The sequence below is a fragment of the Lentisphaerota bacterium genome, assembly GCA_016873675.1.
Lineage (GTDB): Bacteria > Verrucomicrobiota > Kiritimatiellia > RFP12 > JAAYNR01 > VGWG01.
In genome coordinates, this window is record VGWG01000094.1 from 1 (window position 1) to 10,256 (window position 10,256).

Sequence of the window (10,256 nt, forward strand, 5' to 3'; positions counted from 1 at the left end):
TGTGCATCAACGGAAGACGGGTAGCCATGGACATGCAGTATAGGAAATCTATAGCCCGTCAGCAAGCCTTTTCTTCTCTCTTTTAACGGGTTGCGTACATTTGCCCTGCCTTAGGCGAGGATTAGGGCGGCGCGCATGCCCTTGACAGTGTCCCCAGGCTTCTGGCATGCTCCATGCGTGACTCAGGGGGGTTCTTACTGAGACTTGCAGAAATGGGTCACAAGCATCTCGGTATCGCTATCGGGACCGAAAGCGGGTCTCGATCCCGATCCCGATAGCGATTTCGATCCTCTCGGCTTTTTTCTGCATGCGTTGTTGTTACTCACATTCGCAGAACTCTGTAATACGGCCATGATCCACTACACCGACCGCCTCTTTCGTCCGCCCGCCGAGGCGGAGAGCCTGATCTTCCAGGTCGCCCTGGGATGTCCGCACAACACCTGCCGTTTCTGCGGCATGTACAAGGGGGTGCCGTACCGCGTGCGGCCGCCGCAGGAGGTGCTCGCCGAATTCGCGCACGCGGCGCGGCGGTGGCCGGAGACGCGGCGGATTTTTCTCGCGGACGGCGACGTGATGGCGCTCCCGTTCGAGCGGCTGCGGACGATGCTCGATGCCCTGAATCGCCTCTTTCCTCAGCTCGCGCGGGTGAATCTCTACGCCAACGGCAGTTCCATTAACGCCGCGAGCGACGCCGAGTTGTCGGCGCTCCGGGAGCTCAAGCTCAGCACGCTGTACGTGGGACTCGAGACCGGCGACGAGGAGCTGTTGCTGCGCGTGGCGAAGGGCGAGACCGCAGCCGGCATGTGCAAAGCCGTGCGGCGGGCTCAGGCGGCCGGCCTCAAGTGCTCGGTGATGGTGCTGCTCGGACTCGCCGGCAAAGCCGGGGCGGCGCGGCATGCGGAGGCGACCGCAGCAGCACTGAACCGGATGCAGCCGCGCCTCCTCTCCGCCCTGCGGTATGTGGAGGTGCCCGGCGCCAGCATGTTTGAGGGCTACCGAACGGCCTCGGCATACGACGCCGTCAGTGAATTGATCCGGCTTCTGCGCGGTCTGGAACTCACGCAGACCGTCTTCCGCGCCAACCACACCTCGAACCCCGTGCCGCTGGAAGGCCGGTTGCCCCGGGATCGCGAGGCGCTGATCACGCAGTTGGAGCGCCTCCTCCCCCGCCTCGATCAGAGCGGCCCGGGCCGACTCCCCTTCTCGCTGTGAGCCGATGAACGTCCCCCTGCTTGCACCTGCGGACTCGTCAACCGATTCTGCCTCCGGTCGGTGGACGACCACGAGTCAGGAGTAACCCTCATCAGAACTGCCAGGCGCGCGTGAGTCTCCTTGCCACACCCCCCGCGAGTTGGTATCTTGAACCGCATGACGTCCCCGAGGGTTTTTCTTTGATCCAGTGCGCAGACAGCATGAGCGACCGAGACATTCAGCGCGGCTTGCGCCGCAGCGTTATCGCCTCGTCCGTCTGCATGTTCTTCGCGGCGGTTTCCGGCGGCATTCCCTATGCGATGCTGCTGGACCGGCTGCAGGCCAGCGGCACCGTTCAGGGCCTGGCGGCGATGGCCGGGCAACTGGCCCTGGCCTCGATGCTGGTCAGCGCCATCTTTTCCGAACGCATCAGCAGTCGCCGCGCCGTGTGGCGCTGGTGCCTGCTGGTCAGCCGCTGCCTGTGGTTCGTGCCCCCTGTCCTCATCTGGCTCCGTCCGCAACCCTCAACCGCCGCCTTCATCATCGGCATCTCCTGCATCTCCGGGCTGATCGGCAACATGGGAAGCGCCGTCTGGCAGAGCTGGATGGCCGATCTGATCCCGGAGAACGGCCGCAGTTCGTTCTGGAGCACGCGTCAGAGCTGGACGATGCTCACCTTCCTCGTCAGCATGGGCCTCTCGGGCTGGCTGCTCGATGCGTTTGATGCGGGCAATCCCAATGCCTCCACCCTGGGCTTTGCCTTTCTCTTCTTTCTGGCGGCCATTTCTGGCGTCTCCGACATCCTGATCCATTGGTCGGTTCCCGAACGCCCGGCGAAGCAGGCCGCGAGCCTCGTCCCGCTCGCGCGGCGCCTCCTCATTCCGCTCCGCCACCCCAGTTTCCGCAACCTCGCCCTGGCCACGGGGTTCTGGACCCTCTCCTGCACCATCGTCGGAGCCTTCAGCGCGCTCTACTTGAAGCGTGTCATGCACGCCACCTACACCGAATTGTCGGTCAGCCCGATTGTCGGCGCCCTGAGCTGCATCCTCGCGGGCATCTTCGCCAGTTACATCATCGATCGCGTGGGGCCCAAGACGCTGGCGTCGGTGATGATCATCATCTGCCCCTGCTTCGGCCTCTCCTGGTTCCTGATCACGGATGACCCCGTCTCGTTCACGATCCCCCTGCTGCATCTGACTGTGGTCACCAAACAGGCGATCGTTCTCCTCGGGGTTTCCACGTTTCTGTGCGCCGGCCTCTACTCCGTGATCGGCCTCTGCCACCTCAGCCTCGTCGCGGCGATCGCCCCCAAACGAGGCCGAACCGTGGCGATGGCCGTGCAGTGGACACTGATCGGGCTGATTGGCGCAATCGGTCCCTTGATCGGCGGATTCATTATGGATGCGTGTGGCGACGGGTTCGACCTGTTTCTGCGCGGTCAGACCCGGCTGAATTACATTCACATCCTCTGTCTCTGTCACGCGGCTGTCGCCTGGTTCATCGCCCTGCCTTTGTTCCGTTCGATCCGGGTTCGGCGCGAGACGCTCAGCCTGCGTCGCGCCATCAGCCTGCTGGTTCCCGTCAATCCGCTCCGCTTCGCATCGGGTATCTATTACGGCCGCATCATCAACCTCCCCGCGACACCCGAACGGCGGCTCCGGGCGGTCGAGGCGGTCGGCGACACCGGCGCCGAGATCGCCGTCACCGACCTCTGCGCCAAGCTCGGCGATCCCTCGCTCGACGTCCGGGAGGCCGCCGTCGTATCGCTCGGGCGCATCGGCTCACACGCCTCGATCACCCGACTGCTGGCGGTGATCCAGGATCCGGAGAGCGATCTGACCGTCTGCGCGCTGCGGGCCTTGCGCGAGACCCTGCGCGAGGCCGGACGCGAAAAACCGATGTTCAATCCCGTGGGCGCTCTGCTGCAGCAGCCCGACGACACACCGGATTGTATCCAGATCGTCGTGAATGGCGTCCGCCCGCTCCTCTCCCACCCGAACATCGAGGTTGTTCGCGAGGCGTCCCGCGTCCTGGGCTGGACGCCCGATTCCGCCGCCCGCGACGCCCTGCTCGGACTCATTTACGCAACCCGCATCGACTCCATCGCGCTCGCCGCCGCGGCCGCGCTCGGCCGACAGGGCGACGTCACCGCCGTCTATGCGATCATCCCCCGCATGCGAGCCACCGCCAACGCCGCCTTCGAGAAGACCTTTGCCGTGGCGGCCGGCGATTTGCTCGGCGAGCCGGACGGCTTCTACAAGATGCTGACCCGCGAGGAGCAGACCCACAGTTCCGCGCTCTCCGACCTGGTCCGGCGGCTCACCGCGAACAGCGCCCGGCTGAAAGCCGACAAGCCTGGCCGGTTCCTCTCCGAAATGGAATCGGCCCTGGCCGGAATCGAGAATCACTACGAGGCGCGCCACCTAGTGCCCTGCGCCGACAGCGCCCTGCGCATCGCCCGCCTCTTTGCCCAGCACCGGTATCAGATTGCCGAAGACCTGCCCATTTTTGGTTTTCTGCCCGAGCTCGAGCGGCGCGATCCGCGTTTCGCGGCGGGCGCGTGGTTCATTGCCCTGCTCACCGGCGCCTTTGCCCGAGCCGACCCACCTCCGGCGATGCGCCCGGTCCGGTCGCTCGTTGAAATCCAGCTCGCCGTCTACGTCCTCTCCGCCTGGGCCGACGACCTCTTTCGAAAACCCCGGAACGCCCCGTCGTACACTCTGGCCATGCCAAACACTGAGGGCCCGCCGCCATGACCCCACTCCACCACGACTATTTCTCAGCCAACCGCGAGCGCATCCTCACCGCCTGGTGCGATCTGCTGCGCATCGAATCGGTCAGCGCCGACGCATCGGGGCTGGCGCATTGCGCACGGGCCGCAGCCTGGCTGAAGCGCTGGCTCAAATATGCGGGATTTCAGACCGAGGTCGTCCTGCCACCGAATGGCCGGCCCATCGTTTGGGCCGAACGGCCCGGTGTCCCGTCCGCGCCCGCAGTCCTGTTCTACGGCCATTACGATGTCCAGCCTGCGGACCCCGTCGCCGCCTGGAGGCATCCCCCTTTCGATCCGGTCTGCGTGGACGGTCGCATCTACGCCCGCGGCGCAGAGGACAACAAGGGGCAGCTTTTCGCCTTCCTGCAGGGGGTTGCCGCGCGGATCGGTGCCGGCCTGCCGCTGCCCACGCTGCGGGTGCTCCTCGAGGGCGAGGAGGAGTGCGGCAGCCCGTCCCTGCTGGCCTGCGCCCACGACCCGACATGGCGCAAGCGCCTCGCGGCCGACATCCTCCTCGTCTGCGACACCAGCATGCACTCGTGCGGCCAGCCCGCGATCGTCGCCGGTCTGCGCGGCATGCAGACGCTGACCATCACCCTTCGCGGCCCGTCGCATGACCTCCATTCCGGCTCCCACGGCGGCCTCGCCCCAAATGCCGCCCAGGGCATGGCTGAACTCCTCGCCTCGCTCCACGACCCGCAGGGCCGCATCGCCGTCGCCGGGTTCCTCGACGGATGGGCCGCGCCCTCCGCGGATGAGCGCCGCCTGGCCGAAGCGGTCCCGTTTGACCCAGCGGCCTACATCAGCGAAACGGGCGCGCCTCCCGAAGGCGGCGAACGGGCGATTCCTCCCATCCACCGGACCGCCTTTCACCCCACCATTGAGGTGAACGGGGTTCACTCCGGATATGGCGGACCGGGCTCCAAAACGATTATCCCCGCCGAAGCGGTGGCCAAGCTCAGCGCCCGTCTCTGTCCGGACCAGAACCCGTCCCGGACTATGGACGCGCTCGCCGCGCACCTGCGCGCCCACTGTCCACCCGGGTTGACGCTCGAACTCTCCGACGTCCGCAGCGGATCCCGCGGCTTCCGGCTCCCCCTCGATTCGCCCCTCTTCCGCTTGGCCACAGACGTGCTGACTCGGATGGATGCGCGCGGCCCCCTCTTCTTGTGGGAGGGTGCCTCGATTCCGATCATCGCCACCCTGCAAGAGGTGTCCGGCGCCGCCCCGCTCCTCGTCGGATTCGGCCGCGAGGAGGACCATATCCACGCCCCCAACGAATCGTTCGGACTGGATCAGTTCCAGCAGGTCATGACCTACGCCGATGCTATGTTGGGCGCGCTGGTGTAGCGGCCGGAATCGGAAGAACCCGTGAACCGTGCGCCCGGTTTCACCGGCCGCCGACGAGCACGTCGACGCCCGCGCGGCGCAGGGCGCGGTGCATGGGCGCGGGCGGAGGACGGTCGGTCAAAAGGGCGTCGATGGATGCGAGCGGGCAGATCAGGCACATGGCCCGGCTGCCGATCTTGGAGTGATCCGCCAAGATCACCACCTGGTCGGCATGCGAAATCATGACCTTCTCGGATTCCACGACCTGTTCGTTGGTATTGAACACGCCGTCCTGGGTGATCCCGCCGACGGAGAGAAACGCCCAATGCGCATGGTACTGGGCCAGGTTGTTCTGCGCAACCGGGCCGACCAGCAGGCCGGATTGCGGGTAGAGCAGTCCGCCGGTCAGAAAGACCTCCCAGCCCGCGTCGGCTGAACGTTCGTCGAGTGCGGCAGCCAGGCGGATGGAATTGGTGATGATCCGGAGCTTCATGCGCGGCAGGCACGCCGCCAGTTGAAAGGTCGTGGTGCCGCCGTCGATGACGATCACGTCGCCTTCCCGCAGCAGTTTGACGGCGCGCCGGGCAATGGCGCTCTTAGCCGCAGCGTTGCGGATCTCGCGGCTGGCAAAGGGGGTGTCGTGGAAGGCGGGCGGCAGGCGCAGCCCACCGTGCACGCGGATCACGCCGTGCTGTCCGGCCAGTTTGTCGAAATCGCGACGGATGGTGGCCGGACTGGCCCCGGTGAGACGTACCGCAGCTTCCTGAGACAGAACGCCGTGCCGACGCAGCTGATGATGAATCCGGTTGTGTCGTTCGGCTTCGATCATGCGGATTCTCCGATGCCGTGCACCAGCGGGGGCATCGCACGGCAGGTCAATCCCAGTTAATGATCACCTTCAGGCTATCGCTGTCGGCCGACCGGGACAGCGCTTCCTGGATTTGCGAATGAGGGAAGCGCTCGGTTGGGTTGGTCATCCGGTCCAGCAGGGGCAGGCGTCTGTCGTTGATGAGCGCATGCGCCAGTCGGATGCCGTGCATGCCCGAGCCGTGCGTGGCCTGGTAGCATTGCAGCTTGTAGTGGATATCGTTGTTGAGGTCCACCGTGTGCGCGATGCGCGGTTTGCCGCTGGCGCCTTTGACGCCCGCGTGCCCGTCCAGCACGGTGCCGTAGCCCATCAGTTGCACCGCCAGCTCGTAGGCCGGAGCACAGGGCGCCGTGACCATGACAAAGTGCGGCTCGTTGAACGGCCGGCACGCCGCGAACACACGAGCCACGATGGTGTCATCCCAGCGCAGGCCAATCACCCGCGGATCCGCAAAATCGCGCAGCACCCGTTCCAGGCGTTCGGCGCCGCGGTTGATCAGGATCACTTTGCGGGCGTTCATGGCCAGAGCGCATTGCAGGGCATAGGTGCTTTGCGAGCCGGACCCGATGAGCACCACCACGCGCTTCTCTATGCAGTTGTTCACCCGCGTCAGCCCCTCGAGGCAGCAGGCCAGCGGCTCCAACTGGCAGGCATGGTCCGGTGAGATATCCGGGTTGAATTTCACAATCGGGCCGCGCGCAACCAACCAGTCCGGCAGGATGGCGTGGGATCGGGCAAAGCCGGGGAACTCATGGCCCGTGGCATGTGTCTGCGGGCAGGAGGTCCAATCTCCGGTGCCGGTCTCGCCGCAGTACATGCAGGCGGGGTCCGGACAGGGGATGTCGCATCCCAGTCCGATCAGATCGCCCGGAGCAAACGCCGTGACCCCGGTGCCAACGGCTTCCACCTGGCAGCAGGCCTCGTGCAGGATAATGGCCGGCCATTTCCGGATGCGTGCGAGCCCCTGCTTGTGGATGACGACGTCCGACTGGCAGACTGCGGTTCGACGCGTGCGGACCCTGATTTCGCCCGGCTGCGGGTCTGGCAGGTTTTCCTCGATGGGGGTGAAACGACCGCCGGGTTTGTCGAGGTAGTAGACGAGATTTTTCATGAAACGCCTTTCGTGTTCTTTCCGTGGGTGTGCCGTTGCCGCGGCACGCCATTTCCGATCAGCACCTTGGCGGAGAAAGCGGTGCGGTCTCGGATCATTTCGAAGGCCTGCACGCCGTGCGACAGCGGGAGCGTGTGCGTAATCAGGGACTTGAGTGTGAGCTGGCCGTTGGCCATGGCCTGCAGCGCGGTGGTCCAGTCGTTGTCGTTTCCGGTGGCGCTGTAGACGGAATTCCATGTGCCGTGAAGGCTGATTTCGCGGCGCATGGCCTGGGAGATGAGCGCGGCGGGCAGGACGACGTCGGCAGAGGGGTTGCCCATCAGCACCACACGGCCGTTCCAGCGCGCGGCTTCAATGGCCTGCGCCAGGGTCAGAGGCACGCCGGCCGCCTCGATGCACAGGTGTGCGCCATGTTCTGACGTCAGCCGGTTGATCGTTTTCACGGGCGGATGCTCGTGGGTGTGAAAGACCTGCGTAAAGCCGGCGGATCGGGCGAGTTCCAGCTTGCCGGGATCAATGTCGAACAGGACGATCTGAGACGCGCCGCTGCTCCGGGCCCACTGCGCCAGCATGATGCCGATCGGACCGGCGCCAAAGATGGCGATCGTCTCCCCGGGCGACACGCCCCCTCCACGGCGCAAGGCGTGCAGGGCCACAGCGGCTGGCTCGGTCATGGCGGCTTCCTCGAGCGAGACGCCCGGCGGCACAGGAAGCAGGTTTTTCACTGGCGCAACCACGTATTCGGCGAAGCCGCCGTCGCAGCGGGATCCGAGGTAGTTGTATTTCTCGCAAGAGGGATACTGCCCGACTTCGCATGCCGGGCATTTGCCGCACCAGATCAGGGGGAACACGGCCACCGGATCACCGGGTCGGCAGGTGGTGACATCCGCGCCGCAGGTGTCGATCACGCCGGCAAACTCATGGCCACAGATGGTTGGAAAATGATAGGTTCCTTTTTTGAACACGCGGGGAATATCCGAACCGCAGACGCCGCAATAGGCGACCCGGATGCGCACTTCCCCGGGACCCGGTTCCGGAACCGGCACGGTTTCCCAGCGGTGGTCACCCACCTGATGCAGCACGAGGGCTTCCATGGATCTAGCGTTCATGCGTCGTATCCCTTTGACGTAATCCGGCCTCAATGGCAACCTGCATTTTCCGCTGATTCTCTTTCAAACTGGCCTCGCGAGAGTAGAGGCTGCTGGAGCCTGCCACCAGATTGCTCGCACCCGCTGCCACCATGGCCGGGATGTTCGCAAAGCTGACGTTGCCGTCGACCTGGATGGCAATATCCGTCCGGCCATGCGCATCGAGGAAGCGACGGCAGTCTGCCAACTTGCGGAGACCGGAGGCGACCATCTGCTGACCGGCAAAGCCGGGATTGACCGTCATGATCAGGACAAAGTCAATGCGATCCAGCACATACTCCAGCACCGAGAGCGGCGTAGCAGGATTCAGGGCCACGCCGGTGCGGATCCCGGCATCGTGGCTGATGGCGAGCGCCCGGTCAAGGTGAAGGGTGGACTCCGCATGCACGGAGATCATCTGCACCGGGAGGCCCCGGGTTTTCTCGATGAAGAAGACGGGGTCGTTGACCATCAGGTGCAGATCAAAGGGGAGGGCCGTCTTGCGGCGCAACTGGGTCAGCATTTCGAGCCCGAGCGGCAGATTCGGCGTGAAGTGTGCGTCCATGATGTCGAGATGGAGATAATCCGCGCCCACGGCTTCCAGGCGGCGCACGCTCTCCTCCAGGTTGCACAAGTCGCAGCACATCAGCGACGGCGCGATCTCCACGACAGGCCGCGTGCGCTGCGGGACGGTTGGGAGGGCGGTCGTGGGCTGCGGCAGGGGCTGAGTTGCATCGGCTTCGCCGAGGAACGTCTCCTTTAGATAGCGCAACGACTGCCGCATCTGGTCCTCGAGCAGATGATCGCTGTAGTCGCGTCCCAGCTTGGGACCGCCGAATTCCAAGTAGCCGATCAGGTGGTCCACGGGCAGTTTGTCGGCGCGCCTCAGCAGAAAATCGCGCACGGCTGTGGCGTCCACGATTCCGCGTTTCCGGTCCGCTGGCGTGAAACCGAACGTGCTGTCGAACCGGGCATCTGTGTTCTTCAGGTGCAACTCGTACAGATAGGGCAGGCAGGGTTCCAGCAGCGCGTAGTTGTCGAACTGCACGACACCGGCGCGGTCGGCAAACCCATGCGCGACATCGGCGCAGAACAAGGCCTGGCTGGTGTTCGGATGCGCCTGGTGAAACCGACGCAGCGTTTCGCCCATAGCGCGGATTTCCTCCGGCAGCGTGGGCGGTTCAGCCTGGCAGGACATGGGCTCGATGGTGAGGAACGGCACGCCATGCGCGTGGGCAAAGGCCATCAATTCCTGCATATGATGCAGGTAAGTGGCCCATCCCTGCGGCTTGGTTCCCATCTGGTCGCGCAGCACGGCGCCGGGGTTGTGGCCGACGGCCGCGGCGCCGAGCAGGGCGCCAACCTCGATATAGCGCTCGAAGTTCCGGCGCGCCACGGCCGCCCAGGCCGGGTCGTTTTGGAAAAAACCGCCCAGCTCCCGGTGCGTGGTGAAGAGACTCGTGATTTGGATGCCAAAGTCGTCCGCCTGTCGCCGCAGCCGGACAAACCACTCATCCGGCAGATGGTAGACCTCGAAAAACGATCCGAGTTGGAGGTGGCGCACGCCCTCCTGGCTCATCAACCGGAAGAGCCATTCGTAGGAGTAGCGGTATTCGATGGGGTCGGCTTTGACGCCGAGGGCGAGCACGAGCGGTTTCATGAGCGGGTTCCCGGGGTTTTCAAAGGAGATCATAGTAGCTCAAAACCGCTCACGCGTCAACTGCCGGATCACCGCTGGCGATGACGGGGGGTGTGATTTTGTTTCGTTGAAGATCAAGCGGCAGAGCGTAGGTGCGCGAGTATGGCGCTGATGCAGATGGCGTTTTTGTGTCGCCAGTGCATGCCCGCCTGTTTGCA

General features: G+C 64.9%; 7 protein-coding genes. 3 read left to right on the forward strand and 4 right to left on the reverse strand.

Annotated elements, in window-relative coordinates; translation table 11 throughout:
• Positions 1-351: 351 nt before the first annotated feature.
• The 3 genes from FJ222_10190 (at position 352) to FJ222_10200 (ending at position 5,314) form a co-directional block, all read left to right on the forward strand.
• Entirely contained in the window at positions 352-1,212 is an 861-nt protein-coding gene (locus tag FJ222_10190) for a radical SAM protein (protein MBM4164790.1), read from the forward strand.
• 200 nt (positions 1,213-1,412) lie between these two features.
• Positions 1,413-3,947, forward strand: coding sequence for an MFS transporter (locus tag FJ222_10195; protein ID MBM4164791.1), 2,535 nt, complete (start codon positions 1,413-1,415; stop codon positions 3,945-3,947).
• The gene (locus FJ222_10200; protein MBM4164792.1) at positions 3,944-5,314 is read left to right on the forward strand and encodes a M20 family dipeptidase; all 1,371 of its coding nucleotides are present in this window, start codon (positions 3,944-3,946) and stop codon (positions 5,312-5,314) included. The genes FJ222_10195 and FJ222_10200 overlap by 4 nt, the downstream gene beginning before the upstream one ends.
• Positions 5,315-5,354: 40 nt before the next feature.
• Here the strand turns inward: FJ222_10200 and FJ222_10205 are convergent, their stop codons facing one another.
• From FJ222_10205 to FJ222_10220, 4 genes are read right to left on the reverse strand one after another with little or no spacing between them, the layout of a single operon-like run.
• Positions 5,355-6,122 carry a DeoR/GlpR transcriptional regulator gene (locus tag FJ222_10205; protein MBM4164793.1) on the reverse strand — a complete coding sequence of 256 codons (768 nt, stop codon included), beginning with the start codon at positions 6,120-6,122 and terminating at the stop codon, positions 5,355-5,357.
• A 46-nt stretch (positions 6,123-6,168) separates the two neighbouring features.
• Positions 6,169-7,272: a hypothetical protein gene (locus tag FJ222_10210; protein ID MBM4164794.1), complete on the reverse strand. Its 1,104-nt coding sequence runs from the start codon at positions 7,270-7,272 to the stop codon at positions 6,169-6,171.
• Entirely contained in the window at positions 7,269-8,381 is a 1,113-nt protein-coding gene (locus FJ222_10215) for a galactitol-1-phosphate 5-dehydrogenase (protein MBM4164795.1), read from the reverse strand. Before FJ222_10215 ends, FJ222_10210 begins: the two co-directional genes overlap by 4 nt.
• Positions 8,371-10,092, reverse strand: a complete 1,722-nt coding sequence (locus FJ222_10220) for a ribulose-phosphate 3-epimerase (protein MBM4164796.1) — start codon at positions 10,090-10,092, stop codon at positions 8,371-8,373. The genes FJ222_10215 and FJ222_10220 overlap by 11 nt, the downstream gene beginning before the upstream one ends.
• Positions 10,093-10,256: the final 164 nt, after the last annotated feature.